At 69.8% G+C, this 25,537-nt stretch carries 25 protein-coding genes; 8 read left to right on the forward strand and 17 right to left on the reverse strand.

Annotated features, from left to right (window positions below):
- Positions 1-17: 17 nt before the first annotated feature.
- Positions 18-1,160, forward strand: coding sequence for a serine hydrolase domain-containing protein (locus ABZV58_RS15190; protein ID WP_355000734.1), 1,143 nt, complete (start codon positions 18-20; stop codon positions 1,158-1,160).
- Between the two features lie 10 nt (positions 1,161-1,170).
- Here ABZV58_RS15190 and ABZV58_RS15195 read toward each other — a convergent pair whose 3' ends face one another.
- Positions 1,171-2,622, reverse strand: coding sequence for an acyltransferase (locus tag ABZV58_RS15195; RefSeq protein ID WP_355000735.1), 1,452 nt, complete (start codon positions 2,620-2,622; stop codon positions 1,171-1,173).
- Between the two features lie 63 nt (positions 2,623-2,685).
- Between ABZV58_RS15195 and ABZV58_RS15200 the strand changes: the two genes are divergently transcribed.
- Positions 2,686-3,306, forward strand: coding sequence for a TenA family protein (locus ABZV58_RS15200; RefSeq protein ID WP_355000736.1), 621 nt, complete (start codon positions 2,686-2,688; stop codon positions 3,304-3,306).
- Positions 3,307-3,421: 115 nt separating this feature from the next.
- Here ABZV58_RS15200 and ABZV58_RS15205 read toward each other — a convergent pair whose 3' ends face one another.
- Entirely contained in the window at positions 3,422-4,807 is a 1,386-nt protein-coding gene (locus ABZV58_RS15205; RefSeq protein ID WP_355000737.1) for a glycine--tRNA ligase, read from the reverse strand.
- 397 nt (positions 4,808-5,204) lie between these two features.
- Between ABZV58_RS15205 and ABZV58_RS15210 the strand changes: the two genes are divergently transcribed.
- The 3 genes from ABZV58_RS15210 to ABZV58_RS15220 all read left to right on the forward strand — a co-directional run bounded on the left by ABZV58_RS15210 (position 5,205) and on the right by ABZV58_RS15220 (position 7,054).
- Complete coding sequence (locus ABZV58_RS15210) at positions 5,205-6,188, forward strand: hypothetical protein (RefSeq protein ID WP_355000738.1); 984 nt, start codon at positions 5,205-5,207, stop codon at positions 6,186-6,188.
- A gap of 83 nt (positions 6,189-6,271) precedes the next feature.
- Positions 6,272-6,622, forward strand: coding sequence for a metalloregulator ArsR/SmtB family transcription factor (locus ABZV58_RS15215; RefSeq protein WP_067787209.1), 351 nt, complete (start codon positions 6,272-6,274; stop codon positions 6,620-6,622).
- Between the two features lie 3 nt (positions 6,623-6,625).
- Complete coding sequence (locus ABZV58_RS15220) at positions 6,626-7,054, forward strand: Fur family transcriptional regulator (RefSeq protein WP_355000739.1); 429 nt, start codon at positions 6,626-6,628, stop codon at positions 7,052-7,054.
- Positions 7,055-7,166: 112 nt separating this feature from the next.
- Here the strand turns inward: ABZV58_RS15220 and ABZV58_RS15225 are convergent, their stop codons facing one another.
- A complete protein-coding gene (locus ABZV58_RS15225; protein WP_355000740.1) occupies positions 7,167-8,144 on the reverse strand; it encodes a hypothetical protein in 978 nt (325 codons plus the stop codon).
- A 103-nt stretch (positions 8,145-8,247) separates the two neighbouring features.
- Between ABZV58_RS15225 and ABZV58_RS15230 the strand changes: the two genes are divergently transcribed.
- On the forward strand, positions 8,248-8,856 hold the full coding sequence (locus ABZV58_RS15230) for a TetR/AcrR family transcriptional regulator (protein ID WP_355000741.1): 609 nt from the start codon (positions 8,248-8,250) through the stop codon (positions 8,854-8,856).
- Here the strand turns inward: ABZV58_RS15230 and ABZV58_RS15235 are convergent.
- The 6 genes from ABZV58_RS15235 to ABZV58_RS15260 form a co-directional block, all read right to left on the reverse strand.
- A complete protein-coding gene (locus tag ABZV58_RS15235) occupies positions 8,825-9,043 on the reverse strand; it encodes a hypothetical protein (RefSeq protein ID WP_355001172.1) in 219 nt (72 codons plus the stop codon). The two genes, ABZV58_RS15230 and ABZV58_RS15235, sit on opposite strands and share 32 nt — an antisense overlap.
- A gap of 156 nt (positions 9,044-9,199) precedes the next feature.
- The gene (locus ABZV58_RS15240) at positions 9,200-9,610 is read right to left on the reverse strand and encodes a hypothetical protein (protein ID WP_355001144.1); all 411 of its coding nucleotides are present in this window, start codon (positions 9,608-9,610) and stop codon (positions 9,200-9,202) included.
- A 14-nt stretch (positions 9,611-9,624) separates the two neighbouring features.
- The gene (locus ABZV58_RS15245) at positions 9,625-10,452 is read right to left on the reverse strand and encodes an isoprenyl transferase (RefSeq protein ID WP_355000742.1); all 828 of its coding nucleotides are present in this window, start codon (positions 10,450-10,452) and stop codon (positions 9,625-9,627) included.
- An 85-nt stretch (positions 10,453-10,537) separates the two neighbouring features.
- Positions 10,538-11,299: a DNA repair protein RecO gene (recO, locus tag ABZV58_RS15250; RefSeq protein WP_067787217.1), complete on the reverse strand. Its 762-nt coding sequence runs from the start codon at positions 11,297-11,299 to the stop codon at positions 10,538-10,540.
- A gap of 56 nt (positions 11,300-11,355) precedes the next feature.
- A complete protein-coding gene (locus ABZV58_RS15255) occupies positions 11,356-11,955 on the reverse strand; it encodes a helix-turn-helix domain-containing protein (RefSeq protein ID WP_355000743.1) in 600 nt (199 codons plus the stop codon).
- Complete coding sequence (locus ABZV58_RS15260) at positions 11,942-12,808, reverse strand: alpha/beta hydrolase (RefSeq protein WP_355000744.1); 867 nt, start codon at positions 12,806-12,808, stop codon at positions 11,942-11,944. Before ABZV58_RS15260 ends, ABZV58_RS15255 begins: the two co-directional genes overlap by 14 nt.
- Before the next feature lie 202 nt (positions 12,809-13,010).
- Here ABZV58_RS15260 and ABZV58_RS15265 point away from each other — a divergent pair, with 202 nt between their 5' ends.
- The gene (locus ABZV58_RS15265) at positions 13,011-14,471 is read left to right on the forward strand and encodes an amidase (protein WP_355000745.1); all 1,461 of its coding nucleotides are present in this window, start codon (positions 13,011-13,013) and stop codon (positions 14,469-14,471) included.
- 39 nt (positions 14,472-14,510) lie between these two features.
- Here ABZV58_RS15265 and ABZV58_RS15270 read toward each other — a convergent pair whose 3' ends face one another.
- The 8 genes from ABZV58_RS15270 to ABZV58_RS15305 all read right to left on the reverse strand — a co-directional run bounded on the left by ABZV58_RS15270 (position 14,511) and on the right by ABZV58_RS15305 (position 24,136).
- Positions 14,511-15,482, reverse strand: coding sequence for a TerC family protein (locus ABZV58_RS15270; RefSeq protein ID WP_355000746.1), 972 nt, complete (start codon positions 15,480-15,482; stop codon positions 14,511-14,513).
- Between the two features lie 247 nt (positions 15,483-15,729).
- The gene (locus ABZV58_RS15275) at positions 15,730-18,603 is read right to left on the reverse strand and encodes a hypothetical protein (protein WP_355000747.1); all 2,874 of its coding nucleotides are present in this window, start codon (positions 18,601-18,603) and stop codon (positions 15,730-15,732) included.
- 129 nt (positions 18,604-18,732) lie between these two features.
- Positions 18,733-19,650: a GTPase Era gene (gene era / locus ABZV58_RS15280; protein WP_355000748.1), complete on the reverse strand. Its 918-nt coding sequence runs from the start codon at positions 19,648-19,650 to the stop codon at positions 18,733-18,735.
- Complete coding sequence (locus ABZV58_RS15285) at positions 19,643-20,002, reverse strand: cytidine deaminase (RefSeq protein WP_355000749.1); 360 nt, start codon at positions 20,000-20,002, stop codon at positions 19,643-19,645. Before ABZV58_RS15285 ends, era begins: the two co-directional genes overlap by 8 nt.
- Positions 19,995-21,347, reverse strand: coding sequence for a hemolysin family protein (locus ABZV58_RS15290; RefSeq protein ID WP_355000750.1), 1,353 nt, complete (start codon positions 21,345-21,347; stop codon positions 19,995-19,997). Before ABZV58_RS15290 ends, ABZV58_RS15285 begins: the two co-directional genes overlap by 8 nt.
- Entirely contained in the window at positions 21,344-21,898 is a 555-nt protein-coding gene (ybeY, locus tag ABZV58_RS15295; RefSeq protein ID WP_355000751.1) for an rRNA maturation RNase YbeY, read from the reverse strand. Before ybeY ends, ABZV58_RS15290 begins: the two co-directional genes overlap by 4 nt.
- Positions 21,899-22,008: 110 nt before the next feature.
- A complete protein-coding gene (locus ABZV58_RS15300) occupies positions 22,009-23,064 on the reverse strand; it encodes a PhoH family protein (RefSeq protein WP_355001145.1) in 1,056 nt (351 codons plus the stop codon).
- Positions 23,065-23,203: 139 nt separating this feature from the next.
- Positions 23,204-24,136, reverse strand: coding sequence for a LysR family transcriptional regulator (locus ABZV58_RS15305; protein ID WP_355000752.1), 933 nt, complete (start codon positions 24,134-24,136; stop codon positions 23,204-23,206).
- A 99-nt stretch (positions 24,137-24,235) separates the two neighbouring features.
- Between ABZV58_RS15305 and ABZV58_RS15310 the strand changes: the two genes are divergently transcribed.
- Positions 24,236-25,507 (forward strand): MFS transporter, encoded by a 1,272-nt coding sequence (locus ABZV58_RS15310; RefSeq protein WP_355000753.1) that lies wholly within the window; start codon positions 24,236-24,238, stop codon positions 25,505-25,507.
- Positions 25,508-25,537: the final 30 nt, after the last annotated feature.

The raw sequence follows: 25,537 nt of genomic DNA on the forward strand, positions 1-25,537 counted from the left end.
CGTGTTCTAATTTTTGTGTGAATTCTGTTGCCGGTACCTGCGATCCCGCGTTTCGGGAGGTGCGGGAGGTATTCGCGGCCAGCTTCGCGGACGGGCAGAACCGCGGGGCGGCGGTCGCGGTGTTCGCGGGCGGACGGCCGGTGGTGGATTTGTGGGGTGGGGTCGCCGACGAACGCAGCGGGCGGCCGTGGCTGGCTGATACTCCGTGCGTCGCGTTCTCCTGCACGAAGGCCGTCACCGCCACCGCCGCGCTGCTGGTCATGGAGCGCGCGAGGACCGGTCCCGAAGAGCCGGTGCGGCGCTGGTGGCCGGAGTTCGCCGCGCACGGCAAGCACGCGGTCACCGTCGAGGACCTGCTGACCCATCGCGCGGGACTGCCGGTCTTCGAGCGGTCGCTGACCAAGTTCGACGCGGCCGACCCCGCCGCCATGGCGGCCGAACTCGCGGGACAGGCTCCGGTGTGGGAGCCCGGCGCCAAGCACGGCTATCACGCGCTCACCTTCGGATGGCTGGTCGGCGAGCTGGTGCGCAGGCGTACCGGCCGGACCGTTCCGGAGTTCGTCAGGGAGCATTTCGGCGCGGAACTCTGGGCGGGCCCGGACGAGATCGCGAACGCCGCTCGCCTCGGCTTTCCGCCTCCCGCCCAAATGAATTGGCGGACAGAGGATTTACCCGAGTACCCCGCCGTGCGGCGACTGGTCGAGTCGTATCGCGATCCCGACTCTCTTCTGATGCGCGGGTCGACGAATCCCACCGGCTCCTACAACGATCCGACCGTGCTCGCGGGCGGCTGGCCGGGCTCCGGCATCGTGACCACACCGCGCGCGCTGGCCCGTTTCTACCGCGACCTGATCCGCGGTGATCTGCTGCGCCCCGAGACGCTGCGCGACGCCGTGCGCGAACGAGTGCGCGGTGCGGACGAAGTCCTCGCCCTGGACAGCGCTTTCGGCCTCGGCTACATGCGCCCGTCGCTCAACTTCCAGCTCCCGAAGAGCGCGCGTGCCACCGCCTTCGGCCATCCGGGAATGGGTGGCTCGGTCGGCCTCGGCGACCTGGAACACGACCTCGCCCTGGCCTTCATCCCCAACCTGCGCCGGGATGGTCTCGCGGGCGACCGCCGCGCCTACGATCTCGTCGCGGCGGCCTACGCGGCGCTGTAGCCAGCGGCGATCAGGCGTCGATTGATACCGCCGCCAGATCGGCGAGCTCCCGGCGCACCGCCGACGGCAATCGGTCCGCGAGCGGTCCGCCGCCGAGCACGCCGACGCACAGGCGGTCGGCGAAGGTGTAGACGAGGAAGGTGACGGCCGCCGACGGTCCCGCGGACGGGCGCGGGTGGGCGGAGAGGTAGACGATCTCGTAGTCGGTGAGTGCGAGCCCGGGAGGCGTGCGGAAGCGCGGGACCCTGCCGGTGTTGGTCACCGCGACGTGCCCGGCCAGCGAGCGAGTCGCGGTGGGACCGAAGAACTCTGGGAAGTGCAGGACCGATTGCTGGACGATGCCCTCGGCCAGGTCGTGGCGCAGCCGTGCCGAAATGCGCTGCGCCAGTTCGACCACGTCGGTCGCGGTGGTGACGTCGGCGACGAAGGCGGCGAGTCCGGCCATATTGGTGCCGTCGGCGGCGGCGATCGGCGGATTCAGCCGTGCGCGCATGTCGACCGGGTACACACACCGCAGCGGCGCGGAATCACGCGGCCTCGAATCTCCCTCGCCCACCGGGTACACGCGGCGCAGCGGCCCCGATTCCCCCGACCTCGGCTCGCCCACTGGGTACACGGAGCGCAGCGGCGCGGAATCGCCCGGCCTCGGCTCGTCCGGAGTGGCCTCGCGCGGCGTCGCAGCGCGTGAACTCGACCAACCAGGGCTCGAATCTTCTTGCCCCCACGCGGTTTCGGCATACGCACGCAGCAGCGCGGCCGTAATGAGCCCGTTCACGGTGACGCCGTGCCGCCGCCCGAGTTCCACGATGCGCGCCGTCGTCCCCGGCTCGAGAATCGTTCGCTCCGGTCGCGCCAGCGCGGCGGGCGCGGGAGTCGGCGGCTCGGGCGGCAGGACCGGCGGGTGTTCCAGCGGCCGCGACGCGGACTCGAGACCGGACACCGCCGACCGGGGAATGCCGTGCCGGGCGGCATACCACTCCAGCGGACGCGGATAGTCCTGCGGTGCAATGTCCTTCGCGATGCCGGACACCTCGTCGGTGTAGCGGTCCCACAGCCGGGCGAGCAGCGAGACGCAGTGGCCCGCGTCGGCGACGGCGTGGTGCGCGTAGAGCGTCACGCGGGAGCGGCCGTTCTCGATCACCACGTCGAGGTAGGCGAGCTGAACCGACGGATCGAGCGTCTCCTCCGGCAGCCCGACGGTCGCGGTGTCGCCCGCGCGGACCCACGCGCCCACCGCGCTCCCCACCGGGCGCAGCAGGTGACCGGTCCCGGCGGCATCCTCGCCGATGCGGCAGCCGAGGATCGGATGGGCGCGCAGCAGCGCGTCGAAAGCGCTTCGCAAGGCCGTGCTATCGAGCTCGCCCTCGACCAGAACGGAGCGACCGGTATAGGTCGCGTGCCGCACGAAACGCTGCTCGGACGGCGCGAGCACCCGCACCGTATCGTCCGCTGTCCACCACACACCGCCAAGAGTGCGGCAACGCCGGGTCCTGCGCAAACCGGGCAGTACGGAAGACTGACGGACATGAGTCTCGCCGCACATCTGGAGGAAATCGGCCGCCCGCTGGTCGCCGAACAGCGCGCCCACCCGACCGTGGCGGGTATCGCCGCGGGCGATCTGCCCGAGCCGGTGTTCCGCTCGTGGCTGGAGCAGGACTACCTGTTCCTGCTCGACTACGTGCGGGTGTTCAGCAGGCTGGCCTGGCAGGCGCCCGCCGCGCACCTCGGCGATCTGGTCGACCTAGCGCACGCCACCTTTCACGACGAACTCGCCCTGCACCGCTCGCTGGCCGCGGAGTTCGGCGCCGACCTCGACGGCGCGACCAAGGGCGGACCGTGCGCGAACTACACCGCCTTCCTGCTGGACTCCGCCGCGAACTACGGCGAAGGCCTCGCCGCGCTCTACCCGTGCATGTGGGGCTACTCGACGCTCGGTGCAGAACTCGCCACCGACCCGCCCGCCGAGCCGCGATATCGGCGTTGGGTCGACACCTACGCCGATCCCGGCTTCGCCGCGCTGACCCGCCGCTGCGCCGAGATGCTCGACGAATCCCGCGTCGATCCCGCGCGCGCCGAGCTCCTCTTCCGCGAAGGCATGCGCCACGAGCTGGCGTTCTGGGACGTTCCCCGGAAACCAACCGACTGAATGTCACCTCCACCCCGCTGGGACGGGGTGGAGGTGACATTCAGTCGGAATCGGCGCATAGAGGGAAGCGACGACCCGCGACCGGCAGCGCGGTCGCGGGTCGTCGCGGTGAAACTCAGACGCCGATGAGGTGCTGGGCGAGATAACCCTCGACCTTGTCCAGCGCGATCCGCTCCTGCGCCATCGAGTCGCGCTCGCGGATGGTCACCGCCTGGTCCTCGAGGGTGTCGAAGTCGACGGTGATGCAGAACGGGGTGCCGATCTCGTCCTGGCGGCGGTAGCGGCGACCGATGGCGCCCGCGTCGTCGAACTCCACGTTCCAGTGCTTGCGCAGCTGGGCGGCGAGGTCCTTGGCCTTCGGGGTCAGGTCGGCGTTGCGGGACAGCGGCAGCACGGCGGCCTTCACAGGCGCGAGCCTGCGGTCCAGCCGCAGCACGGTGCGAACGTCCACGCCGCCCTTGGCATTCGGCGCCTCGTCCTCGGCGTAGGCGTCCACCAGGAAGGCCATCAGCGAACGGGTCAGACCGGCCGCGGGCTCGATGACGTACGGGATGTAGCGCTCGTTGGTGGCCTGGTCGAAGTAGCTGAGCTCGGTGCCGGAGTGCTCCGAATGCGTCTTGAGGTCGTAGTCGGTGCGGTTGGCGACGCCCTCGAGCTCACCCCACTCGCTGCCCTGGAAGCGGAAGCGGTACTCGATGTCGACGGTGCGCGTCGAGTAGTGCGACAGCTTGTCCTTCGGGTGCTCGTAGAGCCGCAGGTTCTCCGGGTCGATGCCGAGATCGGTGTACCAGGCCATGCGGGTGTCGATCCAGTACTGGTGCCACTGCTCGTCCTCGCCCGGCTTGACGAAGAACTCCATCTCCATCTGCTCGAACTCGCGGGTGCGGAAGATGAAGTTGCCCGGCGTGATCTCGTTGCGGAAGCTCTTGCCGATCTGGGCGATGCCGAACGGCGGCTTCTTGCGCGCGGTGGTCTCGACGTTCTTGTAGTTGACGAAGATGCCCTGCGCGGTCTCCGGGCGTAGGTAGTGCAGGCCCTCCTCGTCGTCCACCGGACCCAGGAAGGTCTTCAGCAGACCGGAGAAGTTGCGCGGCTCGGTCCACTGGCCCGGGTCGCCCGTCTCGGGGTCGCGGATGTCGGCGAGGCCGTTGGCCGGCGGGTGGCCGTGCTTCTCCTCGTAGGCCTCCAGCAGGTGGTCGGCACGGTAACGCTTGTGCGTGATGAGCGATTCGACCAGCGGGTCGGTGAAGGTCTCGACGTGACCCGAGGCCTGCCACACCTGGCGCGGCAGAATCACCGACGAGTCGAGGCCGACGACGTCCTCGCGGCTGGTGACCATGGCGCGCCACCACTGCCGCTTGATGTTCTCCTTCAGCTCGACACCGAGCGGACCGTAGTCCCATGCCGACTTGGTGCCTCCGTAGATCTCACCGCACGGGTACACCAGACCCCGGCGCTTGGCGAGGTTGGCAACGGTGTCCACCTTCGACTTGGGTGCCACGCGAGATTTCTCCATCCACTGCGAGTCGGATTGATTTCGATACCGTCAATAGACTTGATGAAAGACTATGGTGCCCTCCAGCCTATCGGCATCGCGCAATCGAGTTTGCACCGCCAGCCACCTGCACCGGATCGCGCGCGAGGCGAACGCTCGCTCGAGCTTCCCTGATCGGCACTGCCGGGCGTAGTCGATCGGTGGTCCGCGCACGGCCGGAGTGGAGGCGGAGGTACACCCGACCGATCCGCGGCCCCGGGACGCGCGACCGTCGGGCGGGTGCGATCATGTTCCGACGGACCGCCGGGATCGCCCCGGCGCCAACGTTTTTGCCGAAGACGGCCGGGGCGGGGTGGGGCGCTGAGCTCCGAACGATTCGGCGGGTAGTACATAGGGGTGGGCCGTGGCCGATCTGCCACCGGATCTGTTCGATTCCGACTGGGCGCGCGAAGCCGAGCGCCGCGCTCTGCGCGATCACCGGCGCGCGACCAGGGTGCGCAAGGCCCGCCGCCTGGCCAGACCCAGCCGCGGCGCGCTGCTCTCGACGCTCGCGCTCAGCCTCGCGGTGGTGCTGATGTGGGCGGGCTTCGCCTTCCTGGACGGGACGGCGCCGAGCGCGAGCGCACCGTCCGCGAGCACCGCGAGCACGTCCACCGCGCCGCTGCGAAAGAACGCCGAGATCGATCCGACCAGGCCGTTCGCCGACACCCCCGCCGCCATGTGGCGCGAGGGCGCTGGCGGCATCGAACCGCCGCCCGCGATCCCCGTCGGCAAGTATTCCGCCGAGCAGGTCGGTCAGTTCATGGAGCGGGTGCGTCAGCTGATCATCACCGCGCGACTGGATCGCACGGTGCTGGAGACCGGCGACCCGGCCCCTGTGCTGGCGTTGCTCGCGCCGATGATGGTCGAGAAACTGGCGGACAGGCTGGCGCCCGGCCACGAGCGCAAGGCATGGTACGTGTCCGAACGAATCGCGCCGGGCTTCCGGCTGCTGCCCGTGCAACCCCGCGTCATCGGATCGATGACGCCGACGATCAACGCCGAAGACGAGCTGGTCGTGCGGACCAACTACCTGGTCGCCTACGCGTTCGAAGCGCCCGAGCCGCAGAAACTCGACGGCCCGATGGACATCGTGGCGCTGGTCCGCCAGGAGATCGAATTCCGCTGGATCGACGACCCGAAGTACGCTGCCGACGCGATGGGCGTCTGGTTCGGCGAGGTGGACGGTTTCAGCTACGCGGTCGGCTGCGCGCAGGGCAACCTGGGCTTCCTCGCACCGGCCTACACCAACCCTCCGGGGACGAATTCGGCGACGCCGTCCGCGCGCCGCAGCGAGGAGTACTTCGACCCGAATATTCCGATGCCGAACGAGGACGGTTGCCCGTAACCCGGCGCCCGGCGCGCCGCGTTTGACATGCGCACCTGTGCATATCAAAATGGGATCGCTTTCCAATAAGGAGTTGGTTCCCGATGACCGCCGAGACGGCCGCCGCGCATTCGCACACACCGTATCGCTCCCCCGGACCCGCGCCGGTGCCCGCGCGCACCGTCCTGGAGGACGCGGGCGAGTTGCTCCGCGCCCTGGCCGCGCCCGTGCGCATCGCCATCGTGCTACAGCTACGGGAGTCGCCGCGCTGCGTGCACGAGCTGGTGGACGCGCTCGGCGTGACCCAGCCGTTGGTGAGTCAGCATCTGCGCATCCTCAAGTCGGCGGGCGTCGTGCACGGCGAGCGGTCCGGCCGCGAGGTGCTCTACGAGCTCGTCGACGACCACTTGGCGCATATCGTGGTCGATGCCGTCGCGCACGCAGAGGAAGGGTGATCCGTGCAGGAGAAGACGTTGGACCCGCAGAAGCAGGTCGGAATCCGCAGCACGCGACAGCGCAGCGCGATCGCCGCGCTCCTCGGTGACATCGACGAGTTCCGCTCCGCCCAGGAACTGCACGACGAGCTTCGTAAGCGCGGCGAGGGCATCGGGCTCACCACCGTCTACCGGACCTTGCAGTCGCTGGCCGACGCGGGCCTGGTCGACGTCCTGCGCACCGACTCCGGCGAGTCGGTCTACCGGCAATGCTCCACGGGGCACCACCACCACCTGGTGTGCAGGCACTGCGGCCGCACCGTCGAGGTCGAGGGCCCGACGGTGGAGGCGTGGGCCGAGGCCATCGCGTGCGATCACGGCTTCACCGAGGTGAGCCACACCATCGAGGTCTTCGGCACCTGCCGGAGCTGCGCCAAGACACCGCGCGACTGACGAACGCGACACAGCGCGACGAAGAAGGCCACCCGCTACCTCGGAAGCGGGTGGCCTTCTTCGTCGCGTATACGACCCGCTACTTCGTGGCGAGTGGCGTTCTGTCGCCGGATCAGGCAGCGGGGACGGGTTCGGCCACCGGCGCGGCTACCGGTGCCGCGGCGTCCCGGCCGCGCAGCGCGGCCACACCGAGCAGCACGAGCGCCGCGGCGGCCCAGATCACCAGCACCGCAAGCGGTTTCCCGGCCCCCGCGCCGTCGAAGAAGGCGACCGAGCGCAGCAGCGAGGCCGCGGCGCCCGGGGGCAGCAGCTGACCGATCGCGCCCCACGGCTGCGGCAGCAGCTCCGGCGCGGAGGTGGCGGCCGAGAACGGGTTGCCGATCAGCAGCATGGTCAGCGCCGCGACGCCGATGCCGGGACGGCCGAGCACCGAGGCCAGCCCGACCACCGCGCCGGCGACCGTGAAGGACACCAGCCCGGCGACCGACGCCAGGATCAGGTAGCTACCCGGCAGCACCGACATCCAGCCTTGGACGATCGCCATGCTCAGCAGCCCGCCGAACAGACCGAAGCTCACCAGGCCAGCGACCTTCGCGCCGACCGACGGGATCAGCAGGCTCAGCAGAACGCCCGCCGCGAGGCCCGCCATCACCAGCGGCAGCACCATCGCGCCGAAGGCGGCGCCGCGCGGGTCGTCCGGATCGGCGGCGACGACGTCTTCCACCGCGGCGGCGGGCGCGCCGGACAACTGCTGGGCGATGGCGGAGAGCTGCTGGGCGACCGCCGGGCTCGCGCCGGAGGCGACCAGCACAGTCGGCGCTCCCCCACCGGTGACGATCGCGCCGTAGACCTCGCGGTCCTCGATGGCGGCGCGCGCCGCCGCGGCGTCGGCCGAGGTGGTGATCTCGAAGGCGTCGGGGTCGCGCTGCCCGAGCCGTTCGGCGACGACGGCAGCCTGCGGACCGGCGACGGCGATGGGCAGGTCACGCGGCGCGATATTGGCCGCGGGCCATGCGAAGGCGATCAACATCAGCGCCTGGATCAGGGCCGCGCCGAGGCCGAGGGCGACCGCTCGCTGCATGGTTTTCATGACATTCTCCCAATAAATCGAATGCTCGTTCTCTTTTGATGTCCTTACCGTGGCACGGCCTCCGCAGCTTGTCAAGAACGGATATTCGTTTTACTTTGGGCTCATGCCCCGAGTCAGCGAAGAACACCTGGAACGCCGCAGACAGCAGATCCTCGACGCCGCGCGACTGTGCTTCGGCCGCAAGGGTTTCTTCGAGACCTCGATGCAGGACGTGTTCACCGAATCGGGGCTCTCGGCGGGCGCGGTCTACCGCTACTTCAAGAGCAAGAACGAGATCATCGCGGCGCTGGCCACCCAGACCACCGTCGACTTGCGCGCCGCGATCGCGCAGGCGGTGCGCACCGACCCGCTGCCGACGCCCGCGCAATTGGTGCGCGGCATCGCCGAGGAAGTGGTCCGCCGCAGCGGACCCGACGGGCCGGTGCGCTTGGCGCCGCAAGCGTGGGCCCTGGCATTGGTGCACGACGAAGCGGCCGAGCCCGTGCGCGAGACCATGCACGCGATGCGCGACCTCTGGCGCGACTACGCGGTGCGCATGCGCGAGCAGGGCTGGCTACCGGAGGACGCCGACACCGACGCGGTGGCCAAGGCGATCATCGGCTTCCTGCCCGGCTTCATCCTGCAACACCTGATCCTGGAAGACCTCGACCCCGACACCCTCGCCCGCGGCGTCGACCTGCTCATCCCGGTCGGCAAGCCCGTCGCCCGCTGAGCAGCACCGAATTCAAGAGGTTGTCGCACTGGGACAGGATCCCGGGGTGCACCTTCGACGGCCGCTGGGTCGACAGCAGCAGCCACAGCCCGTACTTGCGACCCTCGGCGGCGATCCACCAGCGCCAGTTGGCGGCGGCCTTCGGCGGCCACGACCACCAGGGAACCGGCGACGAAGGCGCTTCCACCTGCGTCGGCGACGACGAACGACCGGCCGTCGTCGGAGCGTGCCGCGAGACCCGAGCCCTCTTCGGTGCGCATCCACCGATTGCCATCGGCGGCGCGGCGACTCCCCAGCATTCGCCGATCAGCCAGGGCGTTTGCCGAACTCGCGGCCGTGAACGTCAGGGCAGCAGACCCTGGCGCGCCCGGCCCGCGCCGGACAGGACGAGCAGCAGCATGGTGGTCAGCGCCTGATCGTCCAGGCCCGCGGCGGGGAAGGTGTAGCGCAGGATGACGTCGGCGAGTTTGTCGCGGCCGATCACGGTGAGCGAGCCGAACTGCAAGTTGTTGTTGCGCTCGGCGACTCGCTTGTGCAGCTGCGGTTTCAGCGGGCGGTCCCAGGCCAGTACGCAGGTCGTGGACAGCACGTCGAGGCCGGGAGCCAGGGTCACCGCGCGCAGCGAACACAGCGCGCCCTCGTACTGAAAGCCGAGCGAACCCTCCGGGTCGACGCGCACGTCGATGCCGTACTGGGAAAGACACGCGCCCGCCCGCGCTTGGAGTTCCCGATCGGGGGTGACCGCCGCGTCCATCTCCGGTCCGCCGCTCACTTGGTGCCGCCGAAGCGGCGGTCACGCGAAGCGTACTGGAGGCAGGCCTCCCACAGGTTGCGCCTGTCGAAATCGGGAAACAGCGTGTCCTGGTACACGTATTCGGCATAGGCCGACTGCCAGATGAGGAAGTTCGAGCTGCGGAATTCGCCGGACGGCCGCAGGAACAGGTCGACGTCGGGCATGTCGGGCTCGTCGAGGTACTGCGCGAGGGTGGCCTCGGTGACCTTCTCCGGATCGATCTCACCCGCCGCCACGCGCCGCGCGATTTCCCTTGCCGCATCGGCGATTTCGGCGCGACCGCCGTAGTTGACGCACATCGTCAGCGTCATCGTCGTGTTGTCCTCGGTGAGTTCCTCGGCGATCTCCAGCTCTTTGATCACGCTGCGCCACAGGCGCGGTCGCCGACCCGCCCAGCGCACCCGCACGCCCATCTCGTGCATCTCGTCGCGGCGGCGCCGGATCACGTCGCGGTTGAAGCCCATCAGGAAGCGCACCTCGTCGGGGCTGCGCCGCCAGTTCTCCGTGGAGAACGCGTACGCCGAGAGCCACTTCACGCCGATCTCGATGCAGCCCTCGACGGTGTCCATCAGCACCGCCTCGCCGCGCTCGTGCCCCGCGGTGCGCGGCAGCCCGCGCTCCTGAGCCCACCGGCCGTTGCCGTCCATCACCAGCGCCACGTGGTTGGGAACCAGTTCCGGGGGCAGCTGCGGCGGCCGCGCGCCCGAGGGGTGCGGCGACGGCGGACGGACGACGCGGTTCTGCTGCCCGCTGCTCGGCCTTGTCGCGGTGGAGGAGTCTCGACGGAGGATCACGGCCTCCATCCTGCCATCCGGGCCGGGAGCCGAGACGACCTCCGCGGATCTACCCGCCGACCGGCCGAGCACGGCCGCGATCAGGGCGAAAGGCTCAGCCGACGTGTCCCGCGGGCGTCGGCGTCTTGGTGCGCTCGATCAGGGGCAACGTCCGCAGCTGACGCTCCAGATGCCATTGCAGATGGGCGGCGACCAGCCCGCTGGCCTGACGGCGCACCGAATCGGGCACCGTCGCGATGTAGTCCCACTCCCCCTTCAGCAGGGCGACGAGCAAATCCAGCACACCCGGCGCCGGGGTGGCCGCGCCGGGCGGGCGGCAGTGCACGCAGACGGCGCCGCCCGCCGCCACGTGGAAGGCCCGGTGCGGGCCCGGGGTCGCGCACTTGGCGCATTCGTCCAGCGCGGGCGCCCAGCCCGCGAAACCCATGGCGCGCAACAGGAACGCGTCGAGGATGAGTTCGTGCGGGCGCTGCTTGGCGGCGATGGCGCGGAGCGCGCTCGCGGTCAGCGCGTGCAGGCGCGGGGCGGGCGCGCGTTCCTCGCCCGCGAGGCGTTCGGCCGTCTCCAGCACCGCGCAGGCGGTGGTGTAGCGGCCGTAGTCGTCGATGATGTCGGCGGCGAAGGATTCGACGGTGTGCACCTGGGTGACGGTGTCGAGCGTGCGGCCGGGATGCAGCTGGACGTCGATGTAGGAGAACGGCTCCAATCGGGCGCCGAATCGGGACTTGGTCCGCCGCACTCCCTTGGCGACCGCCCGGACCAGGCCGTGCTGACGCGTCAGCAGCGTGACGATGCGGTCCGCCTCACCCAGCTTGTGCTGGCGCACCACGACCGCCTCATCCCGATACAAACGCACGTGCTCATCCTCCCACGAACCGGCGACAGCCCGCGGCCGCCGCGCCTCCGCGCGAATCAGGTGCGCAGCAATCCCGCGACCAGCAACAGCAGCGATTGCTGGGCCTGCGCGCGGGCGGCTTCCTTGTCCTCGGCGTGCGAGACGATCAAGCCCGCCTCGGTCACGGCGCTGAGCAGCAGCCGGGCCAGGATGTCGACGGGCACGTCGGCGATGAGCTCGGCGGCGCGGGCCCGCTCCAACTCGGCGACGATCAGGCCGAGCCCGTGCCGTGCCTCGAAGGCGCGCCACTCCTCCCAGCCGAGCACGGCCGGCGCGTCGTAGAGCGCGATGCGGATCATCTCAGGGCGCTGGCAGATGTCGAGGAAGACGTTCATGCCGACGGCCATCGAGGTGAGGATGTCGCCGGGATCGACGGCGGCGATGGCCGCGCGGATCTCCGCGGTGTTGTCCGACTCGAGCCGTTCGAGCACCGCGCGAAACAGCCCGCGCTTGTCGCCGTAGTGGTGGTGCAGTGCGCCGCGGGTGACGCCCGCCTCGGTCACCAACTGCTCGGCGGAGGTCGCCGCGAAACCGCGGTCCGCGAACAGGCGCCGCCCCGCCTCTTCCAGGGCGGCCCTTGTCGTGCGGGAGCGGTCCTCCTGACTACGGCGTGGCATGCAGCCGAGTGAACTCCAGAATCCGCTGGGTGAGCAACTCGGGCTGATCCTCGGGCAGGAAGGTGTAGGAGTCGTCGACGAGTTCCAAGGTGGCGTCGGGGAACTCGCGCGCCAGCCGCTCGGCGTAGGCGACGGGGAACAGCTTGTCCTCGCGCGCCCACACGATCAGCACCGGCAGCCGGACGTCGCCGAACCGGGTCGCGGCGTCCAGCGTGTAGCGGCGGTGCGCGGATTTCAGGAAGCGCCGCAGGTCTTTTCGAATGGCGCCGGAGCGGCGGCTCGGCAGCAGATACGAGTCGACGTACTCGGCGGGCACCGGGCGCTTGCTCACCCAGCCGAAGGCGAGCGGCAGCCGGTGCAGCGCGCGCAGGCGCAGCGTCTCGGTGAGCGGGCGGATCGAACCCGGCACGCGGGCCAGCAGCGGCAGCAGGGTGAACGGCTGCGGCAGGAACTTCTCGTGACTGTCCACCGAAGCGAGCACCACGCGGCCGACGCGGGCGGTGTTCCTGGCCAGCAGTACCTGGGTGATCGCGCCGCCGGTGTCGTTGGCGACCAGGGTGACGTCGGTCAGGTCGAGCCGCTCCAGGAAGGCGGCGATCAGGTCGGCCACTCCGGTCGGCGTCAGGTCCGCCTCGGGCACCGGGATCGAGTGCGAGCCGAGCGGCCAGTCGGGCGTCAGGCAGCGGTAGCCCGCCGCGGCGACGGCGGGCACCACCGCGCGCCAGAGATCGGCGTTGACGAGCAGGCCGTGCACGAAGACGACGGGCGCGCCGGTGCCGGTCTCGTGGTAGCGGACGCGGGCGCCGGGCAGGTCGATCTCGTGCGCGGGACCGAGTGACGGGCTGATTCCCATGGCTTCCTCCAGAAGGTCGGGCGTCCCGTCCACTTTTACATACATACCGAATGTATGTCTATAGCCACTCGGATCGCCCCAGCTCCGCGACGTGCGGAAACATCGGTGATGCACTTCGGCGCCCCTCGGCGATAACCCATGTGGACGGTCGTCCAATACAGCGCTACGGTTCACACCGGACGACCGAAGAGAGGGAGCTCACATGACGGTGCCGAAACGAGCGCTCAGGCCTGCCGACGAACCGGACTCGGCGGCGGGCGCGACGCCCGCGGGCGAGACGGGCCTCGCCGAGCTGGCCGGTGCGCTCGCCGCGGGCACGGTCAGCTCTACCGCGGCCGTGGCCGCCGCGCTCGACCGGATCGAGGCGAGTCAGCCGACGCTGAACGCGTTCCGCGTGGTCCGCAGGGACCGCGCGCTGGCGGAGGCGGCCGAGGCCGACCGGCGACTGGCCGCGGGCGAGCGCCTGCCGCTGCTCGGCGTGCCGATCGCCGTCAAGGACGACACCGACATCGCCGGTGAGCCGACGGCGTTCGGCTGCGGCGGCAACTTCACGCCGAAAACCGAGGACGCCGAGTCGGTTCGGCGACTACGCGCGGCGGGCGCGGTGATCGTCGGCAAGACCAACACCTGCGAACTCGGCCAGCTGCCCTTCACCAGCGGCGCGGCCTTCGGGCACACCCGCAACCCGTGGCACCGCGAGCACACGCCGGGTGGTTCGTCGGGCGGCTCCTCGGCCGCGGTGGCGGCCGGATTGGTGCCCGCCGCACTGGGTTCCGACGGCGCGGGCTCGATCCGGATCCCGGCGGCGTGGACCAACCTCGTCGGCATCAAACCGCAGCGCGGACGCGTCTCCACCTGGCCGGAAGCCGAAGCGTTCCAGGGCCTCACGGTCAACGGACCGCTGGCACGCACGGTCGCCGACGCGGCCCTGCTGCTGGACGCGGCGGCGGGACCGCACAAGGGCGACCGGCACACCCCCGAACCGATTCGCGCCTCCGATGCCGTCGGACGCGACCCCGGACGTCTGAAGATCGCGCTGTCCCTGCGTATTCCGTTCACCGCGACCAAGACCGCGCTGCACCCGGAGGTGCGCGCCGCGGTACGCGGCATCGCCTCGACCTTGCGCAAGCTCGGGCACTCGGTCACCGTGGCCGACCTGCACTACGGACTGCTCATCGGCGCGTCGTTCCTGCCGCGCTCGATGGCGGGCATTCGCGCCATGCACGACCGGATGCCGGGCGCCGAGGTGGACCCGCGCACCCGCGCCAACGTCCGCTTCGGCCGGGTGCTCGGCGGGCCCGCGCTCTTCGCGGCCCGGCAGGCGGAACCGTTGCTGCACAAGCGCATCGGCACCTTCTTCGACGACTACGACCTGGTGCTCGCGCCCACTACCGCCACTCCCCCGCCGCGCGCCGAGGAGATCGACGGCATCGGCGTCAACGCCACCAACAACCTCATCACCGCCGCCTGCCCCTACACCTGGCCGTGGAACGTGCTCGGTTGGCCGAGCGTGAACGTGCCCGCCGGTTTCACCGACGCGGGACTGCCGGTCGGCGCCCAGCTGATGGGCGCCGCGGCCACCGAACCGCTGCTGATTTCCGTTGCGGCGCAACTCGAGTCCGAGCTGCGCTGGGATCGCCACCGTCCCGAACCCTGGTGGTGAGCGCCCGGGCGGAGCTGGTCGCCCGGCCCGGGCGGTTCGTCAGCTGCGCGCGGCGGTGAGTTCCGCGCGCTCCTGACGCTTGGTCGCGATCAGGCTGGAGATCGTGGTCACCGTCAGCACACCGACGATCACCGCGAGCGAGACGCCGATGGAGATCTCCGGCACCGCGACGCCCGACTCGTGCAGCGCGTGCATGAACAGCTTGACGCCGATAAAGCCGAGGATGGCCGAGAGGCCGTAGCTCAGGTGCACGAGCTTGGTCAGCAGTCCGCCGATGAGGAAGTACAGCTGGCGCAGACCCATCAGCGCGAAGGCGTTGGCGGTGAAGACGATGTACGGGTTCTGGGTCAGGCCGAAGATGGCCGGAATGGAGTCCAGGGCGAACAGCAGGTCGGTGGTGCCGATCGCCAGGATGACCACCAGCATCGGCGTCATGATCCGCTTGCCGTTCTGCACGACCCAAAGCTTGGTGCCGTGGTACCGGTCGGCCACGCCGAAGCGCCGCTCCAGGCTCTTCAGCAGGCGGTTCTCCTCGAACTCCTCCTGCTCGCCGCCTGCGCGTGCCTCCTTGATCAGCTTCCACGCGGTCCACACCAGGAAGGCGCCGAACAGGTAGAAGATCCAGGAGAAGCTGGCGATCAGGGTGGCGCCCGCGGCGATGAACACACCGCGCAGCACGAGCGCGAGGAGCACGCCGATCAGCAGCACCCGCTGCTGGTACTTCGTCGGCACCGCGAATCTCGCCATGATCAGGACGAAGACGAACAGGTTGTCCACGCTGAGGGACTTCTCGGTGACGAAGCCCGCGAAGAACTCCCCGGCGGGCTGTCCACCCGCGAACGCCCAGAGCCCGAGCCCGAACAGCACGGCGAGCGCGATCCAAACCACGGTCCAGATCCCGGCTTCCTTCAGCGACACCTCGTGCGGCTTGCGCCCGATGAAGAAGTCGACGGCGATCAATGCGCCGAGCACCACGATGGTGGCGACCCACAGGGTCGACGAAACATCCACGACGGAACCTCCGGTATCCACGACGACATGCGTCGCTACCGGAGGTCTCTTCCACCCGGCCACATCGGATCAGGGCCGGGCCGCCACCCCGGGATCCGCGGCGGATCCGTACTGACGGGGCTGACGTCGGGGGAGTACTCCCCTCCACCGGGCCCACTATACAGACGCGTCCGGTGCGGACTGGTTTTCGTGGCCCAGCTCACCGCTGAGCCCAGCTCACGACAATCCAGCGCCAGCGCACCACAACTCAACGCCGGGGCGGCGACCAGTCCTCCGACGCGCTCTTCGTTCCCGACGGACACCCGTCCCCTTCGGCGGGACGCGGCGACATCACCAGGCATTGCTGCGGACCCGGCTGCCCGACGCCCGCCGTGACGAGCACCGCGATCGACGACCCGTCCGCGATCCGGCTGGTCGTGAAGCCGAGCGTGCCGGTGACGCCGCGATAGTCCGTCTCGCGCAACTGCATCGCGACGGCCGTGCGGTTGATCGAACCGTCGGTGTGCTGCGGCCCCGTGCGCACCGCGCGCAGGAACAGCCCGACCACGTCGTAGGCGAGGCCGGTCCGGTCGCCGGGCCAGGACGGCTGGTAGTCGGCCATCTGCGGGTAGGCGCGCAGGTCGTCGATCAGCACGGCCAGCTCGGCGCACAGCTGCTGGTAGTCGAAGGCGACCGGCTCGTCACCGAGTTCGCCGTTGCCGCGGACACATTCGGCGCCGCCGAGCATCACCGGCGCCGCCTTGGCGACGTAGCGGACCGACAGATTGGCGGGCAGCGCCGCCATCGCCTTCTGATCGGTGATCAGGCGGGTCACCGTGTCGTTGCCGAGGATGGCGGGCGACTCGCCGGTCAGGCAGCCGCGGCTGACCGATTTGGCGAAGGTCGCGAAATCGTCGTTGCGGCCCGCGAAGAACAGCAGGGTGCCGCGATCGAAATCCGTTGTCTCGCAAGGGGCGGGAAAACGATTCAGCTCCTGCTGTTCGGTCCACTCCATGCGCCGGTAGGGCACGCCGCGGCGCTCCAGTTCGCCGCGCAGGTCCTCGACCAGGGTCTCGACGTAGATGTCGCCGTCGGCCTTCGGGTGGTAGATGACGACCTGGTTGTAGCGCGGCTGACCCGCCCGTGGCGCGCCCGCCGGATGGCGCGCGCCCTGCACGTAGTCCGCGATCAGCTTGGCCTGCGTCGTATTGCTCGGCGCCGCTTGGAAATACAGCGGCGAGGACTTCTCCAGGCCGTCGGCCGAGAGCGTCGTCGCGACCACCGGAACGCCGAGTTCGCCGAGCCGTCCGATGGCACGGCGGGTTTCGGCGTTGCTGCGATCCATGCCGACCACGCCGAGGATGCCGGGTTCGTCGCTCAGCAGGCCGCGCAGCTGATGGTCGACCACCCACGTCGCGTGCCGCATATCGGAGCCGCCGTTGGCGACGACGACCCGCAGCAGCGGTTCGGACTCGTCGGAGGCGAGCAGTGCGCGGCGCTGCTGCACCGCGAGTCCGGCGAGCTCCTCGACCTGGGCGTGCGGGTACCGCACGTTCGTGTCCACGTAGCTGAGTCCGGAGAAGTAGATCAGCGTGATGAGCGGCCGTCGCGGGTTGTCGCGGCGCGCGTCGGCGGCGGCGACGTTGAGCCGGAAGACCTCGCGCTGCATCGCCGTCAGCTCCGGATCGTCGGTGAAGACCTGGTCGGCGTTGTCGCTGTAGCCGACGCACTCGCCGTCGCGTTGCTGCACCGAGATGCCGGGCGTCCACGGCCAGTGCGCGCACGGCGCGCCGCGCAGCGGCGGAATGTAGACCAGCGCGGCGGCCACCAGCAGTCCGATCGGAATGAGCACGCACATCGCGACGAACCACTTGCGGGCGGCCAGCGGCGGCGAGGGCGGCACCGCGAGGTGCGCCAGGCTGGGATCGCGCACGCGGCCGTCGAGCGGGTCCGGCAGCCGCACGCGCAGCGGCAGGAACCACGCGTCCTCGGACCGATTCGTGCGCATGTTGTCGATGTCGCGCAACCAGCGTTGCAGCGGATCCGGCTGCTGCCCGGAATACGGGCGGTCGACCAGGCTTTCGAGGGTGTCGAGGTGCTCGAGATCGCCGATCCTGGCCAGCTGCGGCGTCCGTCCTGGAGCGTCGTCGGGCTCGTCGGGCTCAGCGGGCGGGGCGGGGTCGTAATCCAGGCAGGCGAGCACGACCAGGGGATCGAAATGCCCGGTCTCGTTGCGAATGTTGTTGATCCATTGGATCAATTGCCTACCGGCGCCGTGTTCGTCGACCCCGCTGAGCAGCGCCACCGGATAGGCGGTGCGCCGCCAGCTCGATGGGCGCCACAACCGCTTGCGGTACGCGTCGCGCATGTCTTCGAGGAAGGCGTGCACCAGCAGCTTGGCGACCTGCTCCTGGTCCTCGTCGCTGCGCCGCGACGCGGTCAGCCTGGTCGCGAAACCCAGGAAGCTGTCCGACAATTCGGGCGCGAGGTAGCGCTGGCGCATGAACCAGCGGGTGACCTTCGACATGCCGGGGATGCGCCCGCTGATCCACAGCCACAGCCGCAGCACCGGCCACAGCGCGAGTACACCGAACACCAGCCGGGAGATGGTGTCGCCGCTGACGCCCTCGGCGGTGTCGGAGCGGTCCGTCGGCGAGCCGCTGCGCAGCAGGCGCGGCAGCCGCGAGCGCAGTTCGACCGTGGCCTCGGTCTCGTCGCTGGTAACACGTTGGCGGGTAAGCCAATCCGCGGTGCGGTAGCGCGGGAACTTGATCGGCCCCATCGCCGTGTCGTCGGTGGAGAAGCCCTCGACCAACCGATGCACGATGGGCAGGCAGTGCCCCTGGATCTCCTCGCCCGTCGCGTTCGGGTCGGGTGTCAGCGCGTCGGGCGGCAGATCCGGCGCCTGTAGATCCACCCGTGCCCGCGGCGTCGCCCGCCTGCCACCGGATTCCCCTAGCCAGCGGTAGATCTCGACGAGCAGCGCGCCGCCCGCGCCCGCGCCGACCAGACCGACGACCGGGCGCGGCAGCGGACGCCTACGCCGCAGCAACGTCCGAAACACTCGCGGCTTCGCGTCGGGCACTTCGAGCGCGCGTAGTAGCTCGAGCAGTTTGGGGACATCGTTGGCGGTATCGGTCAATTCGACGGCCTCCCCCGTGGAATGCGTGGCTGCGACGCACACCCGGGCGTCAACCGGGACTGTACCGGTACAAATCGGACTCGGGCGGGCTGTTCGCTCGAGTTCGCGGTCCGCGAACGTACCGTTTGCTCAGAAGCCCAGCTTGCCAAGCTGTTTCGGATCGCGCTGCCAGTCCTTGGCGACCTTGACGTGCAGGTGCAGATAGATCCGCACGCCGAGGATGTGCTCGATCTGCTTGCGCGCGTTGGTGCCGACCTCCTTGAGGCGGCTGCCACCCTTGCCGATGACGATGGCCTTCTGGCTGGGTCGTTCGACGTACAGCAGCGCGTGCACGTCCAACATGTCCTCGTTCTCCTCGCGCGGGAGAACCTCCTCGATCACCACGGCCAGCGAGTGCGGCAGCTCGTCGCGCACGCCCTCCAGCGCGGCCTCGCGGATGAGCTCGGCCATGAGGGTTTCCTCGGGCTCGTCGGTGAGCTCGCCGTCGGGGTAGAAGGCAGGGCCCTCCGGCATTTTCGAGGCGATGACGTCGACGAGGACCTCGACCTGCTCGCCCTTGACCGCCGACACCGGAACCACGTCGGCCTCGGGACCGAGCAGCTCGGAGACGGCGAGCAGCTGGGCGGCGACCTGGTCTCGACTCACCTTGTCGATCTTGGTGACCACGCCGAGCACCGTGGTCTTGGGCGCCATCTGCTTGATCTGCTGCACGATCCAGCGGTCGCCGGGGCCGATCTTCTCGTCGGCCGGGATGCAGATCGCGATCACGTCGACCTCGGAATAGGTGTCGCGCACAAGGTCGTTGAGCCGCTGGCCGAGCAGTGTCCGCGGGCGGTGCAGACCGGGCGTGTCAACCAGGATCAGCTGCGCGTGATCGCGGTGCACGATGCCGCGGATGGTGTGGCGGGTGGTCTGCGGTCGCGAGGAGGTGATCGCGATCTTCGCGCCGACCAGCGCGTTGGTCAGCGTCGACTTGCCGGTGTTCGGCCTGCCGACGAAACAGACGAAGCCGGAACGGAATTCGGTGGAGCCGGACTTGTCAGCCACCCTGCACCTCGGCGCCCGCCGCGTCGTCGACGATGTCGAACACCGCGCCCGCGCGATCGGTGAAGATGATCCGCGCTTCGCCGGATACCTCGCGCACCGCCGTGACCCCGGCGTCGGAGAACCGGCCGCCGACCACCACGGCCGCCTCGAAGCCCTCGGCGCCGCTGGAGATGGCGGCCGCGACGGCGGCCTGCAACGCGGTCAGCCGCAATGCGTGCAGATCCACCTCGCCCGCCGCGTAGGTGCGGCCGTCGGTGTCGCGAATCGCCGCGCCGCCCGTCCCGCCGGTGCGGCCCATCGCGCCGCGCGCCAGGGTCAGCAGTTTGGTGTCCTCGGCGTCCAGTTCAGTCATCGGTTGCTCCATCCTCGTCTTTGTTGCCATTGCGCTTACCGCCGTTGGATTTTGCGCCCTCGGCCACCACCGCGCCCGCTTTCTCGGATTTCTCCGCCGCCTTGCGCACCAGGACCGTGTTGACTCGCATCCGGCCGCGCGAATCCGGTCCGCCTTCGGCGCGCAGCACCAGCCCGTGCACCACGATCTTCGAACCGGGCAGCGGGACCCGGCCGAGTTCGTGGGCGAGCAGACCGCCCACGGTGTCGACGTCCTCGTCCTCGATCTCCATGCCGTAGAGCTCGCCGAGATCCTCCACGGACAACCGCGCCGACACCCGGAAGTGGCCCTCGCCCAGTTCCTCGACCGGCGGGGTCTCGTCGGTGTCGTACTCGTCGGCGATCTCTCCGACGATCTCCTCCAACACGTCCTCGATGGTCACCAGGCCCGCGATGCCGCCGTATTCGTCGACCAGCAGCGCCATGTGGTTGCGGCGGCGCTGCATCTCGTCGAGCAGGTCGTCCAGCGGCTTGGAGTCGGGCATGAACACCGCGGGACGCATCACGTCGCGCACCCGCACCTTGCGACTGCGATCCGCGTACGGCACAAGGTCTTTCAGGTAGACCACGCCGAGGATGTCGTCGACGTTCTCGCCGACCACCGGGATACGGGAGTGGCCGCTGCGCACCGCGAGCGACATGGCCTGCGAGGCCGTCTTGTCCGCCTCGATCCACACCATCTCGGTGCGCGGCACCATCACCGCGCGCGCGGCGGTGTCGCCGAGTTCGAACACCGACTGGATCATCCGGCGTTCGTCGTCGGCCACCACGCCGCGCTCGCTCGCCATCTCGACCACTTCGCGCAGCTCGATCTCCGAGGCGAAGGGACCATTGCGGAAACCCTTACCGGGGGTGATCGCGTTACCGATCAGGATCAGCAGCCTGCTGACCGGGCCGAGCAGCGCGCCGATGAATTGCAGCGGCAGCGCGGCGGCCAAGGCGAGCGAGTACGCGTGCTGGCGGCCGAGAGTGCGCGGGCCGACACCGATCACGACGTAGTCGACGAGCACCATCACCGCGGCGGTGATCAGCAGCGCCCAGTTGTCGTTCCAGATCTCGATGAGCGCCGCCGCGAGCAGCACCGTCGCGCCGATCTCGCACAGCACGCGCAGCAGCACCATCAGGTTCACGTAGCGGGCGCGGTCGGCGACGATGCGACTCAACCGCGCGGCGCCCGGCCGATCGGCGCGCACCATGTCGCCGAGGCGGGCCGGGGAGATCGTGTTCAGCGCCGCGTCCACACCGGCGAACAGGCCGCCCGCGGGCACGAGCAAGACGGCCAGCACGATCAGGGTCGGTGAGTTCACGCGGGACCCAGCGCGTCACCGGGTCCGGTGAAGCCGGCCTTGCCGAGCAGGCGGGCGTCGCGCTCGGCGAGTTCGGCGCGCCGCCGTGCCTCGCGCAGGCTCTCGTACCACTCCTCGAGCAGCCGGGCTTGGAGTTCGAACATCTCCTTCTCCTCCTCCGGCTCGGCGTGGTCGTAGCCGAGTAGGTGCAGCACGCCGTGCACGGTGAGCAACGCGAGCTCGTGCTCGAGCGAATGCCCCGCCTTGCGCGCCTGCGCCGCCGCGAACTCCGGACACAGCACGATGTCGCCGAGCATCGAGGGCCCCGGCTCGGGGCTGTCCGGCCGACCGCCCGGCTCGAGCTCGTCCATCGGGAAGGACATCACGTCGGTGGGGCCGGGCAGGTCCATCCAGCGCATGTGCAGGTCGGCCATGGTGTCGAGATCGACGAGCACCATCGACAGTTCGGCCGCCGGATGGACGTCCATCCGGGCGATCACGAACCGCGCAACACTGACCAGGTCTTCTTCGGGTACGTCGATACCCGACTCGTTGGCGATCTCGATGCTCACCTGAACAGCCTAATAAACGCAATCCGCCCGCAGCCCCGCGCATGGCCGGACCGACCGGAGGTGACCGTCGTTCACCCGGCCGGTGCGATGGACTGTCGTGCGCGCGGAGCTCAGCGGCGGTCGCGGCTGGCGGCGCGGCGCTGGGCGCGGTTACCCGGGTAGTGGGGGGTGACCTGCGGCCGGGCGGCCTCCCAGCGGTCGTAGGCGTCGACGATGTCCGAGACCAGGCGGTGGCGGACGACGTCGCTGCTGGTGAGCTCCGAGAAATGGATGTCCTCGATCTCGGTGAGGATCTCCGCCGCCGCGCGCAGACCGGAGCGGGCGCCGGTGGGCAGGTCGACCTGGGTGATGTCGCCGGTGACCACGATCTTGGAGCCGAAGCCCAGACGCGTCAGGAACATCTTCATCTGCTCGGCGGTGGTGTTCTGCGCCTCGTCGAGAATGATGAAGGAGTCGTTCAGCGTGCGACCGCGCATGTACGCCAGCGGCGCGACCTCGATGACGCCCGCGGCCATCAGCTTCGGGATCGCCTCGGGGTCCATCATGTCGTGCAGCGCGTCGTAGAGCGGGCGCAGGTACGGGTCGATCTTCTCGTTGAGCGTGCCGGGCAGGAAGCCGAGCCGCTCGCCCGCCTCGACGGCGGGACGGGTGAGGATGATCCGGTTGACCTGCTTGGTCTGCAGCGCCTGCACGGCCTTGGCCATGGCCAGGTAGGTCTTGCCGGTACCCGCGGGACCGATGCCGAACACGATGGTGTTGGCATCGATCGCGTCGACGTAGCGCTTCTGGTTCAGCGTCTTGGGGCGGATGGTCTTGCCGCGCCGGGACAGGATGTCCAGGCTCAGCACCTCCGCGGGGGAGTCCGAGGAACCTTCGGTCAGCATCGACACCGTGTGCCGCACCGCCTCCGGCGTCACCACTCTGTTGCGGCCGGTCAGCGCGATGAGCTGTTCGATGACCCGCTCGGCCAGGGCGACGTCGGCCGCCTTGCCGGTGAGGGTCACGGAATTGCCGCGAACGTGAATGTCCGCGTCGAGCAACTGCTCGAGCTCACGCAGATTCTGGTCGGCCGAACCGAGGAAGGGGAACACGGATTCGGGAGCGAGTTCGATGCTGGAGCGCACGGTGCGCGCTGCGGGGCCCGAACCGTTGTCGCGGGCGCCAATGCCTGCTGTGGGGTTGGTCGGGTCGCCGATCTCGCCTTGTGTTCGCAAAAGTGGTTACAGCCTGCTTTCCGGTCTCGACAGCCGTGGTGAATGACAAAAGTTTAACGCGCCCCACCGACAGCGGACAGTGAATAAACGGCTACCGATGCGGCGGCCACTCCCGCCGTGTGCTGGATATTCCCCCGTGGCCGTCCGACCAATCCTCGGCGAAGTCACGGAAACGTCGCACCGCGTCCGACGGCGCGGCGGCGGCCGACCAGATCAGCCCCACCTCACGCCACGCGCCCTCGTCCGCCAGCGGAACCAGCGCCAGGCCCGAGCGCGCGGCGGACGGCGCGGGATCCGCCAGCGGGAGCAGCGCGACGCCGAGGCCCGCCGAGACCAGCCCGGTGACGGTGACCAGGTCGCTCGCCTCGAAGGCGACGCGCGGGCGGATGTCGGCGGCCGCGCAGAGTTCGTCGAAGATGCGCCGCATACCGAACCCGGGATGCATGGTGATGAACTCGGCGCCACCGAGGTCGGCCAGACGCACCTGCCTGCGCCCGGCCACGCGGTGCTCGGCGGGCACGGCGAGCACCAGCGGCTGACGCAGCAGGCCGCGCCAGCCGAGGCCGGGCGCGCTCGGACGCGGCGAGACGACGGCGAGGTCGGCCGCGCCGTCGAGGACCTGGCGGGTGATCTTCTCGGCGGCGCCCTGGCGCAACGTCACGGTGACCCGGCCCGCGTTGCGCCGGAAACCGGCGATCAACTGCGGCACCAGCCAGCCGCCGAAGGAATGCAGGAACGACAGCCGCACCACGCCCCGCGCGGGATTGGCGAGATCGGCGACGGCTTGGCCCGCGGCGTCGAGTTCGGCCTGCGCGCGGCGCGCGTGCTCGTAATAGACGCGGCCGAATTCGTTGAGCGCGATCCGCTTTCCGCGCCGGTCGAACAATTCCGCGCCGAGCCTGCGCTCCAGCCGGGCGAGCATCCGCGACAGCGTGGGCTGGGCGATGTGCAGGCGTTCCGCGGCCGCGCTCATCCGTTCCAATTCCGCGAGTGTCGTGAACCACTGCAAATCCTCGCCGAGCACCTCGCTACCTCCCTATATGCGCCTACAGCATCAAGCCATTGTTCATTATTCATTTCCTTTCGGAAGGGGCGGTGGCAATGCTGAGAACAGGAGGTAGCCATGACCACCACGGCAAGCACCATCGCGGGACGCACGACCGGCAGCGACGCGGCGCACGACCGCCGGATCACCATCGCGTTGTTCGCGGCGGGTCTCACCACCTTCGCCTCGATGTACAACGCGCAGGCGCTGTTGCCCAGCCTGTCCACGGCGTTCGGCGCCACGCCCGCCCGCGCGGCGCTCGCGGTCTCGCTCACCACCGGCTGTCTCGCGCTGGCCATCGTGCCGGTGAGCGCGCTGTCCAGCCGGATCGGCCGGACCAGGGTGATGATCGGTTCGGCGGCGGCCGCCGCGGTCATCGGCCTGCTGGTTCCATTCAGTCCCTCGCTCGACGCGCTGCTGGCCGGACGGGCGTTGCAGGGCATCGCGCTGGCCGGGGTTCCGGCGGTGGCGATGGCGTATTTGGCGGAGGAGATCGGCGCCGAAGGGCTCGGCGCCGCGATGGGCGTGTACGTCGCGGGCACCACGATCGGTGGTCTGGCCGGACGTCTGATTCCCTCGTTCACCCTCGACGTGGCGTCCTGGCGGTGGGCAGCGGCGGCGGTCGGCGTGGCCGCCGCGGCCTGCACGGTGTGGTTCGTCCGGCTGTTGCCGCCCTCGCGCGGCTTCGTCGCGCGGCCCGCCGGACTGCGCACGGTCTTCGGCGATCTCGGGCGGCAGCTGCGGCACCGTCAGCTGCTCGCGCTGTTCGGCTTGGCCTTCGTCCTGATGGGCGGCTTCGTCTCGATCTACAACTTCCTCGGCTACCGGCTCACCCAGCGACCCTTCGAATTGCCCGCGGCGGTGGCGGGTTCGGTGTTCCTGCTGTACTTGGCGGGCACCGTGACGTCGGCTTGGGGCGGTCGCCTGGCCGACCGCGTCGGCAGGCAGCGGATGCTGACCGCGTCGATGGCGGTGATGGGCCTCGGGCTGGCGTTGAGCGTGCCGGATCGGCTTGGCTGCGTCGTCGCGGGCGTATTGCTCTATACTGCGGGCTTTTTCGCCGCGCACACGGTCGCGAGCGCCTGGGTCGGCACGCTGGCCCGCGGCAATCGCGGGGCCGCCTCGTCGCTGTACCTGTTCTTCTACTACCTCGGCAGCGCGGTCGTCGGCGGCCTGTCCGGCCTCGCCTTCGCGCACGCGGGCTGGGTGGGTCTGGTCGGGGTCGTCGGCGCGCTGCTCGCGGCCGGGGCGGTCCTGTTCGCCGTCGCGACGATCCGTTCTCGCGACGCCGTTCCGTCCGCCGCGGCGTCGCCGGTGGAGTCGCGCGCCACGGCGAAACTCTGCCGATAGACCCGCAGACATTCTTCGACAACGGATTCG

The organism is Nocardia sp. NPDC004654 (genome assembly GCF_040609595.1).
Taxonomy (GTDB): domain Bacteria; phylum Actinomycetota; class Actinomycetes; order Mycobacteriales; family Mycobacteriaceae; genus Nocardia.